Source organism: Pseudomonas sp. ICMP 561 (assembly GCF_002699985.1).
Classification (GTDB): Bacteria; Pseudomonadota; Gammaproteobacteria; order Pseudomonadales; family Pseudomonadaceae; genus Aquipseudomonas; species Aquipseudomonas quasicaspiana.
The window spans coordinates 99,825-120,826 of sequence record NZ_LKBT01000002.1; the positions used below are offsets into that span (position 1 = coordinate 99,825).

Annotated in this window: 19 protein-coding genes, 1 tRNA gene and 2 pseudogenes; 13 read left to right on the top strand and 9 right to left on the bottom strand. The window is 55.4% G+C overall.

Annotated elements, in window-relative coordinates:
* Positions 1 to 35 precede the first annotated feature (35 nt).
* Complete coding sequence (locus AO242_RS02855) at positions 36 to 920, bottom strand: manganese catalase family protein (protein WP_099267598.1); 885 nt, start codon at positions 918 to 920, stop codon at positions 36 to 38.
* Positions 921 to 1,698: 778 nt separating this feature from the next.
* Between AO242_RS02855 and AO242_RS02860 the strand changes: the two genes are divergently transcribed.
* The 3 genes and pseudogenes from AO242_RS02860 to AO242_RS30035 form a co-directional block, all read left to right on the top strand.
* Positions 1,699 to 2,223 (top strand): BRO-N domain-containing protein, encoded by a 525-nt coding sequence (locus AO242_RS02860; RefSeq protein WP_099267599.1) that lies wholly within the window; start codon positions 1,699 to 1,701, stop codon positions 2,221 to 2,223.
* 381 nt (positions 2,224 to 2,604) lie between these two features.
* Positions 2,605 to 3,291, top strand: a pseudogene (locus AO242_RS30030) (PAS domain-containing protein); the annotation flags it as partial.
* 105 nt (positions 3,292 to 3,396) lie between these two features.
* Positions 3,397 to 3,831 (top strand): annotated as a pseudogene (locus AO242_RS30035) (methyl-accepting chemotaxis protein); the annotation flags it as partial.
* Positions 3,832 to 3,875: 44 nt separating this feature from the next.
* Here the strand turns inward: AO242_RS30035 and AO242_RS02870 are convergent.
* The 3 genes from AO242_RS02870 to AO242_RS02880 all read right to left on the bottom strand — a co-directional run bounded on the left by AO242_RS02870 (position 3,876) and on the right by AO242_RS02880 (position 6,221).
* On the bottom strand, positions 3,876 to 4,145 hold the full coding sequence (locus tag AO242_RS02870; protein WP_176560560.1) for a helix-turn-helix domain-containing protein: 270 nt from the start codon (positions 4,143 to 4,145) through the stop codon (positions 3,876 to 3,878).
* Between the two features lie 833 nt (positions 4,146 to 4,978).
* Positions 4,979 to 5,728, bottom strand: coding sequence for a DUF1828 domain-containing protein (locus AO242_RS02875; RefSeq protein ID WP_099267600.1), 750 nt, complete (start codon positions 5,726 to 5,728; stop codon positions 4,979 to 4,981).
* Entirely contained in the window at positions 5,721 to 6,221 is a 501-nt protein-coding gene (locus AO242_RS02880; RefSeq protein WP_099267601.1) for a hypothetical protein, read from the bottom strand. The genes AO242_RS02875 and AO242_RS02880 overlap by 8 nt, the downstream gene beginning before the upstream one ends.
* 597 nt (positions 6,222 to 6,818) lie before the next feature.
* Here AO242_RS02880 and AO242_RS02885 point away from each other — a divergent pair.
* Positions 6,819 to 8,306 carry a SulP family inorganic anion transporter gene (locus tag AO242_RS02885; protein ID WP_099267702.1) on the top strand — a complete coding sequence of 496 codons (1,488 nt, stop codon included), beginning with the start codon at positions 6,819 to 6,821 and terminating at the stop codon, positions 8,304 to 8,306.
* Positions 8,307 to 8,576: 270 nt separating this feature from the next.
* Complete coding sequence (locus AO242_RS02890) at positions 8,577 to 9,521, top strand: T6SS immunity protein Tli4 family protein (protein WP_164581780.1); 945 nt, start codon at positions 8,577 to 8,579, stop codon at positions 9,519 to 9,521.
* A 94-nt stretch (positions 9,522 to 9,615) separates the two neighbouring features.
* Here AO242_RS02890 and AO242_RS02895 read toward each other — a convergent pair whose 3' ends face one another.
* The 4 genes from AO242_RS02895 to AO242_RS02915 form a co-directional block, all read right to left on the bottom strand.
* On the bottom strand, positions 9,616 to 9,894 hold the full coding sequence (locus AO242_RS02895; RefSeq protein WP_099267602.1) for a hypothetical protein: 279 nt from the start codon (positions 9,892 to 9,894) through the stop codon (positions 9,616 to 9,618).
* A gap of 12 nt (positions 9,895 to 9,906) precedes the next feature.
* Complete coding sequence (locus tag AO242_RS02900; RefSeq protein WP_241154120.1) at positions 9,907 to 10,302, bottom strand: hypothetical protein; 396 nt, start codon at positions 10,300 to 10,302, stop codon at positions 9,907 to 9,909.
* Positions 10,303 to 10,666: 364 nt separating this feature from the next.
* Positions 10,667 to 11,002: a hypothetical protein gene (locus AO242_RS29250; protein ID WP_141562179.1), complete on the bottom strand. Its 336-nt coding sequence runs from the start codon at positions 11,000 to 11,002 to the stop codon at positions 10,667 to 10,669.
* A gap of 362 nt (positions 11,003 to 11,364) precedes the next feature.
* A tRNA-Leu gene (locus AO242_RS02915) sits at positions 11,365 to 11,449 on the bottom strand.
* 108 nt (positions 11,450 to 11,557) lie between these two features.
* Between AO242_RS02915 and queA the strand changes: the two genes are divergently transcribed.
* The 6 genes from queA (at position 11,558) to AO242_RS02945 (ending at position 17,700) form a co-directional block, all read left to right on the top strand.
* Positions 11,558 to 12,622, top strand: a complete 1,065-nt coding sequence (gene queA, locus AO242_RS02920; protein WP_099267604.1) for a tRNA preQ1(34) S-adenosylmethionine ribosyltransferase-isomerase QueA — start codon at positions 11,558 to 11,560, stop codon at positions 12,620 to 12,622.
* Positions 12,623 to 12,636: 14 nt separating this feature from the next.
* On the top strand, positions 12,637 to 13,752 hold the full coding sequence (gene tgt, locus AO242_RS02925; RefSeq protein ID WP_099267704.1) for a tRNA guanosine(34) transglycosylase Tgt: 1,116 nt from the start codon (positions 12,637 to 12,639) through the stop codon (positions 13,750 to 13,752).
* Positions 13,753 to 13,803: 51 nt separating this feature from the next.
* A complete protein-coding gene (gene yajC / locus AO242_RS02930; RefSeq protein WP_099267605.1) occupies positions 13,804 to 14,139 on the top strand; it encodes a preprotein translocase subunit YajC in 336 nt (111 codons plus the stop codon).
* A gap of 63 nt (positions 14,140 to 14,202) precedes the next feature.
* A complete protein-coding gene (gene secD, locus AO242_RS02935; protein ID WP_099267606.1) occupies positions 14,203 to 16,071 on the top strand; it encodes a protein translocase subunit SecD in 1,869 nt (622 codons plus the stop codon).
* 9 nt (positions 16,072 to 16,080) lie between these two features.
* A complete protein-coding gene (secF, locus tag AO242_RS02940) occupies positions 16,081 to 16,992 on the top strand; it encodes a protein translocase subunit SecF (protein ID WP_095094266.1) in 912 nt (303 codons plus the stop codon).
* A 165-nt stretch (positions 16,993 to 17,157) separates the two neighbouring features.
* On the top strand, positions 17,158 to 17,700 hold the full coding sequence (locus AO242_RS02945; RefSeq protein ID WP_027899883.1) for a glycine zipper 2TM domain-containing protein: 543 nt from the start codon (positions 17,158 to 17,160) through the stop codon (positions 17,698 to 17,700).
* A 118-nt stretch (positions 17,701 to 17,818) separates the two neighbouring features.
* Here the strand turns inward: AO242_RS02945 and suhB are convergent, their stop codons facing one another.
* A complete protein-coding gene (suhB, locus tag AO242_RS02950; protein ID WP_027899882.1) occupies positions 17,819 to 18,634 on the bottom strand; it encodes a type III secretion system regulator SuhB in 816 nt (271 codons plus the stop codon).
* A 661-nt stretch (positions 18,635 to 19,295) separates the two neighbouring features.
* Here suhB and trmJ point away from each other — a divergent pair.
* Both trmJ and cysE read left to right on the top strand, forming a co-directional pair.
* Entirely contained in the window at positions 19,296 to 20,069 is a 774-nt protein-coding gene (gene trmJ / locus AO242_RS02955; protein WP_027902652.1) for a tRNA (cytosine(32)/uridine(32)-2'-O)-methyltransferase TrmJ, read from the top strand.
* Positions 20,069 to 20,845, top strand: coding sequence for a serine O-acetyltransferase (gene cysE / locus AO242_RS02960; RefSeq protein ID WP_099267607.1), 777 nt, complete (start codon positions 20,069 to 20,071; stop codon positions 20,843 to 20,845). The genes trmJ and cysE overlap by 1 nt, the downstream gene beginning before the upstream one ends.
* Positions 20,846 to 21,002: the final 157 nt, after the last annotated feature.

Genomic DNA, 21,002 nt, shown 5'->3' on the forward strand with positions numbered 1-21,002 from the left:
CAATTTAGGGTTTGGGTCAGCTTTCGTTCAAACCATCAAGCGTCTTTGCCTTGCACAAAACCTGAGCCCAGATCAGCCGCAGTGATCGGGTTGGCCTCCGGATCGGACATGGTTCGGGTTTTCATATTCAGCAGTACGTCTTCATCTTCATCTGACAACACGACAGACGCACTGCCGTCGCCACCATCCACCGCAGGCTCTGGCGATTCGACGTATTCCCACTCTTCACCCTCGTTCCATGGGCCGCGCACATCCGGGCCGCCAGTGGACAGGTTGAAGTACACGTTGGTGAACTCAGGCATGCCGGGCAACTTGCCTTGCGGGAAGTTAGGCTGGATGGAGTGCAGTGCTTTTTCGAACGACTTCTGGTGAGCAATTTCCCGAGTCATCAGGAAGCCCAGCGCTTCTTTCACACCTGGATCATCAGTCACATTCATCAGGCGCTCATAGACAATCTTGGCCCGTGCTTCGGCGGCAATGTTGGAACGGAAGTCCGCCGTTGGTTCGCCGATGGTGTCGACATAAGCGGCAGTCCATGGCACGCCGGCCGAGTTAGTCAGTGGCGCGCCGCCGCCATACAACAGGCTGGTGATGTGCGAATCGTTACCGGCACCGTTGATAGCGCGATACAGTTCGCCTTCTTCCTGTACGCCTTCAGCCAGTTGGCCTTTGCCGCCACGGTTAAGCATGCAGATGATCGAGCCAATGATTTCCAGGTGGCTCAGCTCTTCAGTGGCGATGTCCATCAGCAAGTCTTTACGGCCTGGATCTTCTTCGGCCAGGGCTTGAGTGAAGTAGCGCGCTGCTGCCGCCAGTTCACCTTGAGCTCCACCAAATTGCTCAAGCAGAAGATTCGCCAAACCCGGGTTTGGTCTTGCCACGCGCACGGTGTATTGCAAACGTCGGTTATGTAAAAACATGGAGTTATTCCTCAACTTTATTTTTGGCTAAAACGGCTGTGTGGTCATCTTTGTGGCCACAGGAAAGAGAGCAATTGAAAAGAAGTACCGTTCCGGAAAGTTGACCGGCGGTATTAAAATTTTAGAACTTGCAAGTTGATAGAGTCGACTGAGTGTTTATCGTCGTATAAATGCACTGTTTTGGGTGGGTGGCTTTTGATCGGTAGCTATTGGCCATACAGAAGCTGTCCTGATTACCTGACACCGCGCTGTCACGAAGACACAAACAGATACCCGTAGGACCGGCTTTAGCCGGGAGGACGTTAATTGGGCGAGGATTGCCTTGTGGATGTAATGGCCCCCTCCCGGCTGAAGCCGGTCCTACGGAAACCCGTTTATTCCCCAAAGCCTACAGTGCCGCCTATATGTTAATTAGTTGTATTGCGGAAAATTCTTACACCTTTTGAAGTACTGTCTTATTGCTATATTTTTCTTTTAAATTCTTACCTTATAAGCACTTGCGACATGAAAAACATGCGACTAGTCTCCGCTCCGTTGCTCAAAACAAGCGACCGGATTTAGCGATCCGAACCTCAATAAAACATATCTCCTGCGGAATTTTTCAGGTGTTCATCTACGCTTGAAACATACGTTATGGCGGTTGTGCGTCGGAGACCTTCGGGTCTGCCGGTGCGTTTATGTTTTGTTGAGGCCGGTTCGCTAACCCTCGCACAACTGCCACCCTTATTCCGTTAGCCGGGTTAAGGATGGCAAGCCATGACCGAACGGAGTTAAACGGATGCAAGCGCTTCAACCCCAGCCAACTCGTCCAGCCGATTGTTTCGAACCCCTGCTGTTCGTCCGCCACCAACGCATGCTGCGCGCCCTGATGCTCGAAGGGCAGGGCTGGTTCTGCCTGCAGGATCTGGCACGCCTGATGGGCAAAGCACTGGATCAACGTTCCATCTACAAACTCGACCCGGACCAGTACCGTACTGCGTGGCTGCTGGCCAGCGCTCAATGGAGCAAACAGATACTGATCAGCGAGTCCGGCGCCTACGCCATGCTGGTTCACCACTACGTCCCGGAAAACCGCGCATTGCGCCGCTGGCTGACCAACGAAGTCATGCCCGTCCTGCGTGAGGCGCCGCAAACCCGGCAACCCAGCCTTAGCGTGATGCAGTGGCCCGGCAAAAGTCTTTGTTTGCTGCAGTGGCAAAACGAACAGTGGATCAAATTGCGCGACATGCCGGACGTGTTGCCCGCACCCCAGGCATGGGAAAAGCCGTGGTGGCGCAAGGCGCTGGACATGACCCGCCAGTGACCAGCCGTAGTTCAAGCGCTTGATTAAAACCCGCCCCCGTAATCGTGATTAGCTATTTTCGGTGCGCGAAAAAAAACCAGACACTGGATCCGGTTTTCTTTTTTTTATAATTTATTCAGGCATATACAGCCCGTTATCCGAAAACAACGTTTTTTCGCTGGAAACCTCGTTCCAGAGCCTCAAGTCTTCGCCGTTTCAGCCGCTATCAGTCGTATACATTTACGCGTAATCAATACCGATTGCTGCTTGCCTGCCTCTGATAAAAAACGTGTGCGGAGTTACTGCTTTATGATTTTCAATAAACGATTGAAGCAGGAGTTGTTAACGATAAGCGAAAAGCTTTCGTCCATGGAGCAGGTACGCGACAGTCTCGAAATCGAAATGCTGTCCATCAACCTTGATGAGCGCGGCAAGATCGAGTCAGTCAACCGCAAATTCGAACAGGAAATGGGCTACACCAGCAGCGAGTTGGTCGGCCGCTCGCTGCTGGAAATGGTGCCCAAATACGCCCAGAGCACTGATCACTTTTCGCGCATGAGCAAAGCGATTCAGCAGGGCAAGCACTGGGCTGGGGCGCTGCAGATTTTCCGTGGTGATCAGAGAGAAGCCTGGTTGCGGGTGATTGTTCAGCCGGTGACCAACAGCAGTGGCAAGGTTACGCAGTTCTCCGTGTACGCCAGTGACCTGACGCGCACCATCGAGGCCTCCCGTGAGCACGAAAACCTGATCGAAGCGTTGCAGCGTTCCACGGCCGTTATTGAGTTCGATCTGAGCGGTACCGTGCTCACAGCCAACCAACGCTTTCTGGATTCCATGGGCTATTCGCTGTCGCAAGTAGTCGGCAAGCATCACAGTATTTTCTGCGAAGCGCAGGAAGCCAACTCCCCGCAGTACCAGGTATTTTGGGACAAGCTGCGCCGTGGCGAATTCGTGGTCGATCGCTTCAAGCGTATCGACAGCCGTGGCCATTCTGTCTGGCTGGAGGCGTCCTACAATCCGGTGACAGATGCTCACCGTCGTCTCTACAAAGTTGTGAAATTCGCCACGGTCATCACCGAGCAAGTCGAGCGCGAAGAGGCCGTTTCCGAAGCCGCAAGAATTGCCTTCACGATTTCGAAACACACCGACGAAACTGCGCGTAAAGGCAGCGTCGTGGTCAAGGAAACCGTCGACGTCATGCGCGCCCTGGCTTCTCAAATGGAGCTGGCTGTAGAGGGCATCGGCGCACTCGACAAGCAATCGCAAATCATCGGTTCGATCATCACCGCGATCAGCAGTATTGCCGATCAAACCAACCTGCTGGCCCTCAACGCCGCCATCGAAGCCGCCCGCGCCGGTGAACAAGGCCGAGGCTTCGCCGTCGTCGCCGACGAAGTCCGCCAACTCGCCTCCCGCACCAGCAAAGCCACCGCCGAAATCGTCGACGTAGTGCAGAAAAACCAGGCACTCGCCGAGCAAGCGGTCGGTGTGATCGAACACGGCAAAAAACAGGCTGAACAAGGCCTGGAACTGTCAGGTCAGGCCGGCAAAGTCATCGTCGAAATTCAGGATGGCGCCCAACAGGTTGTGAACGCAGTGGGGCAGTTTGCGAATCAGGTTTCGGGTTGATCGATCAGCCAGGCCCGGGTTAAACCGGGCTTGGTTTATTGGCTTCACGCCGCCTTGGCCTCGGCCCATTTGCTGTTGCTCAGCATGAATACGGCACCTTCATCCGGTGCCGCATTGGGGGCGATTTCAAAAGGCCCGTTCTGGATATGGCGGAAAGCGGCATAAAACGCCCGCATTGCAAAATCCGCCGGGCCAGGCACCGCATCGACCCCTTTTTTCTCCCAATTGGCGACCGTCTGCACATCAATGCGCAGCATCGCTGCAAGTTCCGACTGCACCAGGTCCTGCTCCTTCCTCAGAAACCGAAACTGCATCTCAAGCTCATTCCGTCATGGTAGGACCGACCGGGGGGAGCTCCACTTCATTCGGGAAGGCAGTATTTTAGTCGATACAAAGGCTGCGGATGCACCGGCCTCTTCGCGAATGAATTCGCTCCTACCGGGATCAACGTTTGCAGGCCAACATAGAACCTCCCACAGAAAGTGTTTGGGGCTGATAACTCCTAAGACTGCTGCGCCTGACACCCCACTGTTGTTTGGTCGATTCGGAACTCTGTGGGAGCTGAGCTTGCTCGCGATGAATGCAACGCGGTCCAACTGATACACCGCAGCGTCTGCATCGTGGGCAAGTCTCCTAAAGGGACACAGTTGCGGTGCGAATCGTGATGTCAGGTAGATCGCCGCGACACTCCAGGTGCGCACGATAAGGCTCTCCACCCAGTCTGTGGTCAGCAATATCTACTACCGGCTTGTAATCAGAGCTGAGTTGACCATTCAGGCCAGGCACACATCAATCCTCAGGATCAACCTGACTCTCCGGCTTCCAGCGTGCCACCAGATCAGCCATCCCCTCAACCCGGAGGAATAGTACCCAGCACACCCACGCCGATTGCTACCAATAAAAAAATCGCCATGTAGATCGTTAGCTTGCCCATAAGGCCTCCCGATATTGGGTGAGGTAGCGAGTCCAGATGCACGCTGAAAACTGCGCTATCAGTGGCCGGTTCCCGGCTGCTGAGGCCTTGATTATCGGGGGAAGGGTATTTTCAATACAGATTCAGATGGCGGAGAAAAATACGGATCAGATGGCGAGGCAGGTGAGCAGACGTTAGGGCTGTACGGTGAACAGGTAGCGTTGAGCATGACTTCTAATGAGTACCGGGGCTGAAAAACTGCTCGAAGTCGGTGATGCGTATGGTTGGTGCCAGATCACCAAGGACCGCAATCTCCTCATCTGCCTTTGTTGGCTTGTCCCGGTCATCCACTATGAAAAGCATATCGACAGGGTCTTCAGCTTTGTTGACCAGTAGCGCTTTCCTCAACCTTGCATTGATGGCGTTGGCCGTAGGCGTGACTGAATCGACATAGGTAGACCCCCATAGAAAGTCAAAGTGAGTTCCAGTTCCGCCCACGTTAATAAGTACGTTTCGATCCAGGTGTCTTGTCGGATCTTTCGCCCGCAACATCAGTTCAACTTCTTGGGTTAGCGAGAAGTCTGTGTCGCCCTCCGAAAAGCGATCCTCCTCCCAGGTGGCGATAGAGGAGAAGAGGCGCAGTATTTTCGCACCCCAGATACTCAATTCAGACTCAATAAAAACAGTTTCGAAAGCGCCTGCGTCCGACAGTGAAAAGCCATGCCTGATTGCAATGTTTTCAAGGCTCCGCCAGTTGCGTTTATCCCCCAGTGGATAGCCAAGAGAACGCAGTGCAAACAAAGTGATGCCGTCGTCTGTGAATTCCAGATTTCCAGCTTCTGCGAACAGATAAAAGTCCAGTGACTTCCCGCCCCGTAACGTGAAGGGCGTACTTATGTAGGTAGCGATCCTGCTACCGGTCTCGATGGTCTGGCAGTGCCATCCGGATCTCTCAAAGAAGTCGTTGCAACTTATGTTATCCATCGTCACTCCCGAAAAGATCGTCTTTGAAGGGAGGGGATAGCGTGCGGTCTTTATTATCAAGAACTCTCGCATGGCGCCTGAACCGCTCAACCCACCGAGACATCGTAGCTGATCTGAGCTGCGAGATAACCGTCCTGGTGACCTGACAGAGTCTTTCATCGCCAAGATGGATATGTGGGCCAAAAAACACTTTGCCGTGTTCCTTGTGAGAGCGCTCGTGTGTGGGAAAAATCTCCAGCATGAAAACCCGGCGCTTCTCCTTACCATTGCGAAACATCAGGCCATAGCTCATACGCTCACCTATGTGACCAGGCTGGTACTCGCCTTTGAAATACAGATGAGGAATTGAGACTCGGCGCTCATCCAGCAGCATGCTCGTAGCTTGAAGCCATCCTGAATGTGTTGGCTTCGCCTGCCATTCGATTTCGTCAGAGAGGTATTTCGCCCTTCGACACCAATCACGACACGCGGCAAGCCAGTCTTCTTCAACCATTATCAATTCCAGCGGCTTGAGTCAGTAGCTTTTAGCGCTACTTTGGGTGAGGAAATGCTAATGAAAGTCAGGGAGGGTTGCTGTCGGATTAATCTGTTAATGGCTTGTGATGTTTCGCCGTGGCAGGCAGGGAGTGGCGCATTCGTGATACTGCATGTCTCAAGTCGGGCTGGACTCAAGTGCAAATGAATAGGTGCCCCATCTCGTGGACTTCATCTGGAAAAAGGTCCCTCCATTATTCCTGAATAACCTCCTGGTCTTCAGCGCTCGCGCTTATAAAGCCAACGGGCCTTATGCCTCGCGTCCGTCGGATGGACCAGCCCTCAAATTGAAAACCCCTCCCTTGGTTCGCTATCATCGTGGCGTCGCAATCCGACCACCAATGGAAAATACAGTGCTTCGCTCGAACTGGCTGCCTACGCCGCCTTAGCGCTTCGCCCCCATCGCAATACCCTGACCGCCTTCTAGCTGCGGTCGCCTTCTGCTGCGCCTCGTTATTGGCCGTGGCAACACCATAACTCTACTGAAAGAGACGCACCTGCCTTGCACAGCGCCGTCCGCGCTTTGCGTAGTGCTGCGTTTGCCATGGGTAAATCTATGTTTGAAAAAATCAACGCCGCCTGGCTATGTAACGTGCGGGCAGATGTGCTCGCGGGTCTCGTTGTCGCATTGGCGCTCATTCCTGAGGCCATCGCTTTTTCCATCATTTCCGGCGTCGACCCCAAGGTGGGTCTCTACGCTTCGTTCTGTATCTGTACGGTGATCGCCTTCGTGGGCGGTCGTCCCGCCATGATTTCTGCTGCGACAGGCGCCATGGCTTTGCTCATGGTGAACCTCGTCAAGGATCACGGTCTTCAATACTTGCTGGCCGCTACATTGCTATGCGGCGTCATCCAGATCCTTGCGGGTTATCTTAAGTTGGGAGAGCTGATGCGCTTTGTATCGCGCTCGGTGGTCACCGGTTTTGTCAACGCGCTTGCGATTCTGATTTTCATGGCTCAGTTGCCTGAGCTCACCGACGTCACCTGGCCGGTGTACGCGATGACCGCTGGTGGTCTGGCGATCATCTATCTTTTTCCGCGCATACCTTTGGTTGGGCGGCTGTTACCGTCGCCACTGGTGTGCATCATCGTGTTGACTGCGATGGCGGTCTATCTCGGTCTGAACGTGCGCACCGTTGGGGATATGGGGTCTCTGCCTGACAGCCTGCCCATCTTCATGTGGCCTGAGGTGCCGCTGAACTTCGATACGTTGCTGATCATCCTGCCTTACTCAGCCGCACTTGCCGTTGTCGGACTGCTGGAATCCATGATGACGGCGACCATCGTCGACGACCTGACCGACACCACCAGCGACAAGAACCGCGAGTGCAAAGGGCAGGGCATTGCCAACGTCGCGACGGGACTTATCGGCGGCATGGCAGGCTGCGCGATGATTGGACAATCCATGATCAACGTGAAATCGGGCGGCCGGACGCGTTTGTCTACACTGAGTGCTGGCGTGTTACTGCTGATCATGATGCTGTTTCTGGGCGACTGGCTGGCTCGTATTCCCATGGCCGCTCTGGTTGCCGTGATGATCATGGTATCGATCAGCACCTTCAGTTGGGCGTCCATCCGCAACCTCAAGCAATATCCGCTTTCGACCAACATCGTGATGGTCGTCACCGTCGTTGTGGTCGTCGCCACTCACAACCTGGCTTACGGCGTCATTGCCGGGACGCTCCTGGCCGCAATGTTCTTTGCCAACAAGATTGCCCGCTTTCTGGACGTCACTTCCCAGCGTGATCCGGACCATAGTCACCGCACGTATTACGTGACCGGGCAAGTGTTCTTCGGCTCTGCAGATCGCTTCACCAACGCCTTCGACCCCAAGGAAGAACTTGAAACGTTGACCATCGACTTGCGTGACGCGCATTTCTGGGACATCACAGCAGTGGCCGCTCTGGACAAGGTCGTGCTGAAACTGCGCAAGACTGGTGCCGTGGTTGATGTGATCGGCATGACTCGGGCGACGGCTACGTTGGTGGATCGCTTCGGTGTGCACGACAAGCCAGATGGGATTGATACGCTGATGGGGCATTAATGCCGCGAGACGGCTGCTTTGATCGGTTTCGAACTGCTGGAGGAACTGTCTCGTGCTCTCGCGCTTGGGTTCATAGGGTTCGCGAAAGCAAGCGCGAGCCTCTGTGTGATGGAAACCGATCAAACTTGCATGGCTACTCATGGAGGGATGTACAAGCTTGTCTGGCCGTCGAAAGGGTAGACTCCCACCGATACCGCCAAGCCATCCGCCAATATCAGAAAGTGACATGAGGGTGAAACATTGCACGCAGTGACCAGATTCTTATTATGCATGCTCGTGTCAGCAGGCTTTAATGCAACCAGCGTGCTGGCTAGCTCCTATGAAGACAGCAAAAGCGAAAGCCTCTTGAATACTCACTACTTTGGCAGATTTGAAATCGCACTGCCTCGCGGGTCGGAAATCTCTGCAGACTATAAAAACTTTGACGAAAAAATAGAGTGGGTCAGCAACGAGGGAGACTCCCGTATAAATCAAGCTGTGGACCAGAAAGTAGAAGACTTGAAAAAAGGCATAGCGGTCGGCACTTTCAGTGTTTACGAGAAAACGGTCCCTCTTGACAATGGAAGCGTATTGCTCGTTTCGCGACTTAACAAGTTTTATACCTTTAACGTATACCTGCTCACTGCCAAAAATACGCTTTACCACATGATGGCAGCAAACATATCTGAACAGGGCCTGGAGGGTGGCATCGAGAAAATGCGCCTGTTAAGTAATTCCATTTACTCCCGACCGCCACACCAGGCTCCTCCGCAGGGTGGTTTTGCAATAGAGGCGGGCTACACGACGCTTGGTAGCGAAAAGTTCTTGGAGTCTGTTTACATGGGCGCGCAAATTGCGGGACATCCAGGTACCTATATCAGCTTTCTCACAAAGGCAATTTTTACTCAGGAAGACAGCTTGATAGAGCGATTTGAAAAACGTCAGTACGACGTGTCGATAGGAGAGCTTGCTAATTCCGGCAGTATCAAGACCCTCAGGAAAAGGCCTCGCCTGGTAAACGGAATTCAGGCTGAGGAAGTTGCGGTTAGCGCCCGCGTAGATGGCAAACAGTTTTATGCTTTCCAGCTAGAGTACAAAGGCACAGTAGAGTCCAACACACGGCCTTATATTGCGCTTGAACTCGGTACGCACGAGAAAGGCAGCGATTTTAAATCCGATGAAGACGCGTTGAAATTCTGGGACGGGATTGTCAATAGCCTGAAACCGCTGCCTTGATCGGTGGTTCAAGTAACCGTGTGAGTCGTGACGCTTGGTGTTACGACTTGCACGGTTTTGCTTTGGCGCTCCCAATCACAGCGAGACTCAAGCGTCAGCGAATCTGCGCACCAACTTTGCTGATTTCATCCGCCGAAAGGTCTCGCCAATCCCGTGGAGATATCCCGTACTCCGCGCTCGCAGCTTCAAGCACTTCTTCAAGTGAATGATAGAGATGGTCGCCGTCAACGATGTTTGGGTAATCGTTATAGCGAATAACCAGATAAAAAACCTCATCCTCCGTGGTCACCAGACCGAACGCCACCAGCGCTGCGACGCCTGAATCATCCGGCTGCTTTAGTGCTGCGAACAGGTAGCTCGGTTGTGAAGCCATGGTGTTGCTCCTCTAGCGGTTTGCGGGATGAGCGGCCTGGTTATCCTTGACCTCTTCCAGGCGACCGCCGCAGTCAATAAACGACTCCTCGTAATTCTGCCGACAGATCTTGCTTTGCGCCGCCCCAGGGTCGACCGGCTCCGAGCCGCAGGGGTTTGAAATTTGCGGGGTCTCTGGGGTCTGCTGCATGCAGGCTCGGTAGCCTACCATTCGCCCCTCGTAAATTATCCGCTGGCCCTGAACGCTTTGCTCTGCCCGTTTCTCACAGGCCTGAACTCTTGCATCCAACTCGGTAACGCAGCGCTGGCCCTGCTCGGTTTCGGGTTTGACATAGCGGTAGTGCGTGCAGGCGGCGAGGTTGATTAAGGCAAGGGCGGCGAGGGAGATAACAGTGAGGCGGCCAGTCATGTATTTCATATCCGTATGGGTAAACAATGCGCTTTTCTTATCGCTGATCTTGCCTTGGGATGCCAGGAAAACCCGGCAGCAGGTCTGCTGAAAATCGCTCGGGAGCGACGATCTAGAGCGCTTGCCACGTGGACTTACGTGACCAAAAATGCGTCAGTATGAGTTCCATTAATGAGCTGGCAATTCAAAGTGGAAACGGATGCAACCATTCTGTATGCGTATCCGCCAGATGGAATTCAAAGCGGATGGAACGGTGCCCCTACTTGGTATTCGCTCCGTGTGAAGCCCGAATAATCATGTAGTTCCTGACCGGCTGCAGCGATCTCTGCCTGCCAATGTTCAAGCGCTAATGCAGCGAACCCAATCACTGGCCAGCTTTGACCCTGTTCCGCTCCAGCTTGCGCAGCCCCTTGGTAATCAACCAATAAAAAACGATAAGCAACGGTATGGGCTGCGTCGCTATCAGCATCGCGCGTTTAATTTCCGGCAAATCTTGCAGGTGGTAATTCTCGAATACACTGGCCACTACGACAATCGTCACCAGCGACGAGAACAGGTAGCACATAAAGACAGCCATGATCCGGAAGAAGATTCGCCACGCTCGGGAGGGATGGTCGATATTTCTGGAGGCTGGTGAAGGAGTCGGGTTAGGGAATACGACGCAGAAGCCTATCATTCCAGCCACGAACTGGAATGTCACGACGCACACTAGCGGTGACATGAGGGATAACCCGCGTCGATTGATGATGAGGTAGGCAAACGATTGGCCCATCCATGAGTGTGGGTTGGAGATGCGATCAACGAGTTCTTACTGACACTTCCTACGCGCTTTAGATCTGCACCGGGAAGTTTTTTCGCGTGTAGTGTACGTGACAGTCATGCGTGTCAGACCTTACGGCGCTATCTTCAACCCGGTGCCTTCGGATCTCAGGAGGCCAGCAAGCCCAGGCAGGTCACCGTCCTTTATCATCGGAAAACCCAAATCCCACCCACAAAAAAACCGGCGCAATGGCCGGTTTCTTTGTATTCAAGCTGCATTGAGCAGCAGCTTGAAGTGTGTCGTGGTGCCCCGAGGGAGAATCGAACTCCCACTTCTTTCGAAAACGGATTTTGAATCCGCCGCGTCTACCAATTCCGCCATCAGGGCTCAATGGCGGCGAAGTCTACAGACGGTATTACCGTTGGTCAATCACCTTTCATGGTCAATTTTGTCTCTTTCCGCTAAACTTCGCGGCCCTGCTAGACGAACTCGATCATGCGCGTTGCTGACTTTACTTTCGAACTCCCTGATTCCCTGATCGCTCGCCACCCTTTGGCCGAGCGCCGCAGCAGTCGTTTGTTGACCCTGGACGGGGTGACTGGCGCGCTGGGGCACGAGCATTTTTCCGATTTGCTGGAGCATGTACGCCCCGGTGACTTGATGGTGTTCAACAACACCCGAGTGATTCCGGCGCGCTTGTTCGGCCAGAAGGCGTCCGGCGGCAAGCTGGAAATTCTGGTGGAGCGGGTTCTGGACACGCACAGCGTGCTGGCCCACGTGCGGTCGAGCAAGTCGCCCAAGCCGGGGTCGATGATTGTTATCGATGGCGGCGGCGAAGCCGAGATGGTCGTGCGTCACGACACATTGTTCGAGCTGCGCTTTACCGAGCCGGTCTTGCCGTTGCTGGAACGCGTCGGACATATGCCGTTGCCTCCTTATATAGACAGGCCCGATGACAGCGCCGACCGCGAGCGTTATCAGACCGTCTATGCCCAGCGTGCCGGTGCGGTTGCTGCGCCGACCGCGGGTCTGCATTTCGACCAGCCGCTGCTGGATGCCATGAAGGCCAAAGGCGTGGAGATGGCGTTTGTCACCCTGCACGTTGGCGCGGGCACGTTCCAGCCGGTGCGGGTCGAGAAGCTTGAAGACCACCACATGCACAGCGAATGGCTGGAAGTCGGCCAGGATGTGGTTGATGCCGTGGCAGCGTGTCGTGAGCGCGGCGGTCGGGTGATTGCAGTCGGTACAACCAGCGTGCGTTCGCTGGAAAGTGCTGCACGCGACGGTGTGTTGAAGCCGTTCAGCGGCGACACCGATATCTTTATTTTTCCGGGGCGTCCCTTCCATGTGGTCGATGCCCTGGTGACCAACTTTCATTTGCCGGAATCCACGCTGTTGATGCTGGTTTCGGCATTCGCCGGTTATCCCGAGACCATGGCTGCCTACGCGGCGGCAGTGGAAAACGGCTACCGCTTCTTTAGTTACGGTGATGCGATGTTCATCACCCGCAATCCCGCGCCGACCGCTCCCAAGGCATCGGGCCCAGAGGATCACGCATGAGCCGCACCAGTCGTATGTCTTTCGAGTTGTTGGCCACTGACGGCAAGGCGCGTCGTGGTCGATTGACCTTCCCGCGTGGCGTGGTGGAAACCCCCGCGTTCATGCCGGTGGGCACTTACGGTACGGTCAAGGGCATGCTGCCGCGCGATATCGAGGCCACCGGCGCGCAGATCATTCTGGGCAACACCTTTCACTTGTGGCTGCGTCCGGGCACCGAGGTCATCAAGACCCACGGCGACCTGCACGATTTCATGCAGTGGAAAGGTCCGATCCTGACCGACTCTGGTGGTTTTCAGGTGTTCAGCCTGGGCGCGATGCGCAAGATCAAGGAGGAGGGTGTGACCTTCGCCTCGCCTGTTGATGGCGCCAAGGTGTTCATGGGCCCGGAAGAGTCGATGCAGGTTCAGCGTGATCTGGGCTCGGACATCGTGATGATCTTCGACGAATGCACGCCTTACCCGGCTGACGAAGATGTCGCCCGTGTGTCCATGGAGCTGTCGCTGCGCTGGGCCAAGCGTTCGAAAGTCGCGCACGGTGAAAGCACGGCTGCGCTGTTCGGTATCGTTCAGGGCGGCATGCACGAAAGCCTGCGCAAGCGCTCGCTGGAAGGCCTGGATCAGATCGGTTTTGATGGCCTGGCCATTGGCGGTCTGTCGGTGGGTGAACCCAAGCATGAAATGATCAAGGTGCTGGATTACCTGCCCGGCCTGATGCCCCCTGAAAAACCTCGTTACCTTATGGGGGTAGGCAAGCCTGAAGATCTGGTTGAGGGTGTGCGCCGCGGAATCGACATGTTCGATTGCGTGATGCCGACCCGCAATGCCCGCAACGGTCATTTGTTCATTGATACAGGTGTATTGAAGATCCGTAACGCGTTCCATCGTCATGATGATTCGCCGCTGGATCCGACCTGCGATTGCTACACCTGTCAGAACTTCTCGCGCGCTTATCTGCACCACCTGGACAAGTGCGGCGAAATGCTGGGAAGCATGCTTAATACGATCCACAATTTGCGGCATTACCAGCGCCTTATGGCTGGTTTGCGCGAGGCTATTCAACAAGGTACATTGGCCGCCTTTGTCGATGCCTTCTATGCCAAGCGCGGGATTCCAACGCCGCCGATGGACTGAGTCAAAACAAGTTTTTCTGCTTTCTACTTAATTATGCAACTGGAGTGCTAAATGAGCTTTTTCATCTCTCCCGCTTTCGCGGATGCTGCTGCACCTGCTGCCGGCCCTATGGGTGGCGGTTTTGAATGGATCTTCCTGGTCGGCTTTCTGGTCATCTTCTATCTGATGATCTGGCGTCCACAGGCCAAGCGCGCCAAAGAGCAGAAGAATCTGCTGGGCAACTTGCAGAAGGGCGACGAAGTGGTTACTACCGGCGGTATCGCTGGCAAGATCACTAAAGTGAGTGACGGCTACGTGGTTATCGAAGTTTCCGACACTGTTGAGCTGAAAATGCAGAAGGGCGCTATTGCTGCCACGCTGCCAAAGGGCACCCTGAAAGCGATTTAAGATTCAGACTTTTACCAATCGACGGGGCGCGCAAGGCGCCCCGCGTTATAAGCGGGCGGCGTGATGCTGAACAAATACCCTCTGTGGAAATACGTACTGATCCTGGCGGTGCTGGTGATCGGTTTTATTTATTCCGCACCCAATCTCTACCCTGACGATCCAGCGATCCAGATCAGCGGCGCAAGCACTGCGTTGCAGGTGGGTCAGGCTGATCTGGAGCGTGCGAGCAAAGCGCTTGTTGATTCCGGAATCGCGGTCAAGGCCTCTTCCCTGGCCGAGAATGGCAAAGGCGGTTTGTTGCGTCTGACCAAGCAGGAAGACCAACTGCCGGCCAAGGATGTTGTGCGCAAGGTGTTGGGTGATGACTATGTCGTCGCACTTAACCTGGCACGTACCACTCCGACATGGTTGCGTAATCTTGGCGCAACCCCGATGAAGATGGGTTTGGACTTGTCCGGTGGTGTGCACTTCCTGTTGGAAGTTGACATGGACAAGGCGCTGGATGCGCGTCTGAAAGTTTATGAAGGCGAAGTCAAAAGCCTGTTGCGCAAGGAAAAGGTGCGTTATCGCAGCCTGCCGCAAGTGGGTGGCGCTATTCAACTGGGGTTCAGCGATGACGCTGCCCGTGAAGAAGCCCGCGTACTGGTTCGCAAGAATTACACCGATTTCGAGATCACTCCGGCTGAACTGAACGGGATTCCTGTTCTGCGCCTGGCGATGACTCCGGCGAAAATCAACGAAATCCGCGATTACTCCATCAAGCAGAACCTGACCACGGTGCGTAACCGGGTCAACGAGCTGGGTGTTGCCGAGCCTCTGGTTCAGCGTCAGGGTGCCAACCGCATCGTGGTTGAGTTGCCGGGCGTGCAGGACACCGCTGAAGCCAAGCGTATTCTGGGCAAGACGGCCAACCTGGAATTCCGTCTGGGCGCAGGTCCGGATGACTCCAAAGCCACTACCGAGATGTTCGAGTTCCGCGAAGGCGGTCGTCCGGCAGCTCCTGTGGAGCGTGGTCTGATCATCACCGGTGATCAGGTGACTGACGCCAAGGCCAGCTTTGACGAACATGGTCGTCCACAGGTGAACATCACGCTGGACGGTCACGGTGGCGATTTGATGAGCCGTGCCACCCGCAGCAATGTGGGCCGCAGCATGGCGGTGATTTTCATCGAGCAGAAGCCAACCACTACTTACACCAAGCAGATGGTCGACGGCGTCGAGAAAGACGTGCCGGTTCAGACCTTCAAGGAAGAGAAGAAAATCATCAGCCTGGCGACCATTCAGTCGCCGCTGGGTGCTCAGTTCCGGATTACCGGTCTGAACGGTCAGGGTGAGTCTTCCGAGCTGGCGCTGTTGCTGCGTGCCGGTGGTCTGGCTGCGCCGATGTACTTCGCTGAAGAGCGCACCATCGGCCCGAGCCTGGGTGCTGACAACATCACCAAGGGTATCGATGCTTCCCTGTGGGGCATGCTGTTCGTGTCGTTGTTCATCATGGCGATCTATCGCTTCTTCGGTTTGATCGCAACAGTCGCTCTGGCGCTGAACATGGTCATGCTGCTGGCATTGATGTCGCTGCTGAGTGCGACGCTGACGCTGCCGGGTATTGCCGGTATCGTCTTGACGATGGGTATGGCGGTGGACGCCAACGTGCTGATCTTCTCGCGGATACGCGAGGAAATCGCCAATGGCATGACCGTCCAGCGTGCGATTCATGAAGGTTTCGACCGCGCCTATACCGCGATCCTCGACGCCAACCTGACGACGCTGCTGGTCGGCGGCATTCTCTTCGCAATGGGCACCGGCCCGGTGAAGGGTTTTGCGGTGACCATGTCGCTCGGGATCTTTACCTCGATGTTCACGGCCATCATGGTGACCCGCGCAATGGTCAACCTGATCTATGGCGGGCGTGACTTCAAGAAGTTGTGGATTTAAGGGGCTGCCATGTTACGTACCATTAACTTCATGGGCGTTCGCAATATTGCGTTCGCCGTTACGATGCTACTTACTGCTCTGGCGTTGTTCAGCTGGTTCCATAAGGGCCTCAACTATGGTCTGGACTTTACCGGCGGTACGCTGATCGAGCTGACTTACGAGCGTCCTGCCGACCTGGGCAAGGTTCGTGAAGAACTGGTCAGCTCCGGTTATCACGATGCTGTGGTGCAGAGCTTTGGCGCTACTACCGATCTGCTGGTGCGTATGCCCGGTGAAGATCCGCAGTTGGGTTCTCAGGTTGCCGATGCGCTGCGTAAAGCAGGTGGCGACAACCCGGCTACCGTGAAGCGTGTCGAGTTCGTAGGCCCGCAAGTGGGTGAAGAGCTGCGCGACCAGGGTGGTCTGGGCATGTTGCTGGCTCTGGGCGGTGTTCTGATATACCTGGCTTTCCGCTTCCAGTGGAAGTTCGCGGTGGGTGCGATCATCTCCCTGATCCACGACGTTGTGGTGACCATGGGTATCCTGTCGTTCTTCCAGATCACCTTCGACCTGACGGTGTTGGCGGCGGTGCTGGCGATCATCGGTTACTCGCTGAACGACACCATCGTCGTATTCGACCGCGTGCGGGAAAACTTCCGTTTACTGCGCAAGGCGTCGTTGATCGAGAACATCAACATCTCTACCACTCAGACGCTGCTGCGTACTGTCGCAACGTCGGTTTCGACCTTGCTGGCGATTGCTGCGTTGTGGGTATTTGGTGGTGACAACCTCGAGGGTTTCTCCATCGCGCTGTTCGTGGGTGTTGTGGCGGGTACTTACTCCTCCATCTACATCGCGAACGTGGTGCTGATCTGGCTGAACCTGACCACTGAGGATCTTATTCCTCCTGTGGTCGTCGATAAGGCTGACGATCTACCCTGATCGCAGTTCTCTCCGAGTGTGATGCCAAAAGGGCATGAGTATTGAACTCATGCCCTTTTTTATGCTCCAAGGCTTGGGTTCGTGGATTGCCGAGGCTCACGCTGGAACGGTAACGACCCCAAGCACTGCGTAGGAAACTACGTTTGAGATGGTCAGGAGGTTCACGTGAACAAATCGTTGCTTGTTGGTGCTGTGCTGGGCGCTGCCGTTGTTACGGCTGGCGGTGCTGTTGCCACCTACAGCCTCGTTAAAAGCGGCCCGGAATATGCGGATGTACTGGCAGTCGAGCCGGTTAAACAGCAAATAAAAACGCCGCGTGAAGTTTGCAAAGATGTAACCGTAACCAAGCGTGCTCCGGTCAAGGATGAGCACCAGATTGTGGGCAGTGTGATCGGCGCTGTTGCAGGCGGCTTGCTGGGTAACCAGGTAGGCGGCGGTAACGGCAAGAAGATCGCCACCGTAGCGGGCGCTGTTGGCGGCGGCTATGCCGGTAACAAGGTTCAGGAAGGCATGCAGAACCGCGACACTTACACCACCACCGAAACTCGCTGCAACACGGTCAATGACATCAGCGACAAGGTCGTGGGTTATGACGTGAAGTACAAGCTGAACGACAAGGTGGGTCAGGTGCGCATGGATCGTGATCCAGGCGGTCAGATTCCAGTCAACAAGGAAGGCCAGCTGATTCTGGGTCAAAACCAGCAATAAGTTTTGAGTCTGTGTTGATCAGAAAAAGCACCTTCGGGTGCTTTTTCTTTTTTGGTCTGGCGGAAAGTGGCAGGCACAAAAAAACCGGCACTTGGCCGGTTTTTTATGGGGCTGAATCTTAACGCTTCATCGTGGCCGGCAGGTGCGGTGCGATGGAGGTCAGAACAGCTTTGAAGCACTTGGTGTTACCAGCAACGATGTGGCCTTTCTCCAGGAAGTCGTGACCGCCCGTGAAGTCGCTGACCAGACCGCCTGCTTCCTGAATCAGCAGTGCGCCTGCAGCCATGTCCCACTCGGACAGGCCCGATTCCCAGAATGCGTCGAAGCGACCGGCAGCTACGTAGGCCAGGTCCAGGCTCGCGGCGCCTGCGCGGCGGATGCCTGCGGTCTGACCTACCAGGCTGCGGAACATGCCCAGGTAGTTTTCCAGGTTGTCCATCTGGTCGTCGCGGAACGGGAAGCCGGTGCCGAGCAGGGCGCCATCAAGGCTGGTGCGCGGGCTGACGCGCATGCGGCGACCGTTAAGCTGTGCGCCGTTACCTGCGCTGGCGGTGAATTCTTCCTGGCGAACCGGATCCAGAACCACTGCGTGAGCCAGGCGGCCTTTATGTTTGCAGGCAATGCTGACGGCGAAGTGCGGGATACCGCGAACGAAGTTGGTGGTGCCGTCCAGTGGGTCGATGATCCACAGGTAGTCAGCGCCTTCGCCGCTGCCCTCATGCATGCCGGTTTCTTCGCCAAGGATGCCGTGAGTCGGGTAGGCCTTGCGCAGGGCGGTGATGATCAGTTGCTCGGCAGCGCGGTCGATTTCGCTGACGTAATCCTTCGCACCTTTTTCATCGACCTTGATGGTATCCAGGCGCTCGATGGAGCGGAAGATCAATTCGCTGGCGCTGCGGGCGGCGCGCAGCGCGATATTCAGCATGGGCTGCATGGACGTTTCACCTAGGTCGTTAAAGAAAGCCGAACATTGTATTGGCTGTGGCGGAACTTTTCCAGTGGTTAACTGGATGTGTTGAGTATCTAGCCAATGTCGTGGGAACGGCTTTAGCTGGGAGGAGGCCGCTACAGACGACGCATTTGTATCGTCAGACACTGGTTCCTGTGGGAGCAGAGCTTGCTCGCGATAAGGCTGGATGCGATCTGGAGTGAACTGCGTCCAGCCTTATCGCGAGCAAGCTCTGCTCCTATCAAACAAAATGCAACTACCTGATTTGGAATGCTTTCACTGTAGGAGTGAGCTTGCTCGCGATAGCGTCAGCCCAGGCGACAAATTAGTCGGCCAAGAGATCGAATCGCGAGCAAGCTCACTCCTACAGGTCCACTGTTTGCTTTGCGACAGCGCTGTGTCAGGGACACCGGGTGATCTCCCAAAGGATCTGCGTAATCCTGGATATTGGTGTGAAGTCTTGGGGTCTGCTTTGGCCGGGGAGAGGTCGCTACAGACGACGTATTTGTATCGTCAGAAATGCCGCCTTCCCGGCTAATACCGGTCCCGCTTCGCGCCCGTGCGTAGCAAGCCGCAACCGTTCATAGCGTTCACCTCGGCTGTTCTGTAAGATTTCACCCCCTCTACTTATCTGTGAGCACTCGCCTTGCTGCAAAACATTCGTGTTGTCCTGGTCGGTACCAGTCACCCCGGTAACATCGGTGGGGCTGCTCGTGCCATGAAAAACATGGGGCTTTCGCGCCTGGTGCTCGTTGATCCGCAGTTCTTTCCTCACCATGAAGCGGATGCCCGCGCTTCGGGCGCTGGCGATATTCTGGAGAAAGCCCAGGTCGTCGCGACCCTTGAAGATGCTCTGGTGGGATGCAATCTGGTCATGGGTACCAGTGCCCGGGACCGTCGTATTCCGTGGCCGTTGCTCGACCCGCGTGAATCGGGCGTGATGGCTGCCGAGCAGGCAGGGCAGGGCGCAGAAGTCGCTCTGGTGTTTGGTCGTGAATACGCCGGCCTGACCAACGAGGAACTGCAGCGATGTCATTACCACGTGCATATCCCGTCTGATCCAGAGTTCAGCTCGCTGAATCTCGCTGCGGCGGTGCAGGTCCTCAGCTACGAGGTGCGCATGTCGTGGCTGGCTACGCAGGGCCAGCCCACCAAGGTCGAAAAAGTTGAAGTGACCTCGGTGCGCAGCGCTGACCTGGCGACCATGGATGAGATGGAAGGCTTCTATGGCCATCTCGAATCAACGCTGGTGGCTATCGGCTTTCTCGATCCGGAAAAACCTCGCCACTTGATGGCCCGACTGCGTCGCCTGTACGGCCGCAGTGAGGTGAATCGTTCCGAGATCAGTATTTTGCGCGGCATCCTTACCGAGACCCAGAAGGCTGCACGTGGTGAACCGTACAAACGGAAGGAACAATGATGTTCGAGCGTCTGCGAGAAGATATTCAGAGTGTGTTTCATCGCGATCCTGCTGCGCGCAACTCCTTTGAAGTGCTGACCTGCTACCCCGGCATGCACGCCATCTGGCTGCATCGGCTGGCACACATTCTGTGGACCAACGGCTGGAAATGGCCGGCGCGGGTGGTTTCGAATTTCGGTCGCTGGATGACTGGTATCGAAATCCATCCCGGCGCCAAGGTCGGGCGGCGTTTTTTCATCGATCACGGCATGGGTATTGTGATTGGCGAAACGGCTGAAATCGGCAATGACGTAACGCTCTATCAGGGCGTTACCCTGGGAGGCACCAGCTGGAACGCAGGCAAGCGCCATCCGACGCTGGAAGACGGCGTTGTGGTGGGGGCGGGCGCCAAGGTACTTGGGCCGTTTACCGTCGGTGCTGGCGCCAAGATCGGGTCCAATGCGGTTGTCACCAAGGCTGTTCCGGCAGGTGCTACGGCGGTAGGGATCCCTGGGCGGATCATTATCAAATCCAGTGATGATGTAGAGGCCAAGCGCAAGGCGATTGCCGAGAAGCTGGGTTTTGATGCCTACGGGGTTAGTGAAGATATGCCAGACCCGGTGGCGCGTGCGATTGGTCAGTTGCTTGATCACTTGCAAGCGGTGGATGGTCGTCTCGAAGGCATGTGCGAGGCCCTAAAAGGCCTTGGCAGCGATTACTGCGCCAAGGAGCTGCCAGAGCTGCGTGACGAAGTGTTTGATTGCGTGAAAGACAAGGGCGAAAGCAAGGTTGGTTGACGGGGCTGCATCCGGGGCGTGCCATGCACCCCAGTGTTTGCTATGATGCGGCCGCTGTTTTGCGTCCAATCCCGACTGTTTTGCTAGGTCTTATAGTTGACTTAAATACTCGGGAATAGCATACTCGCTCTCATTCCGAACCTCTGCGGTATACGCC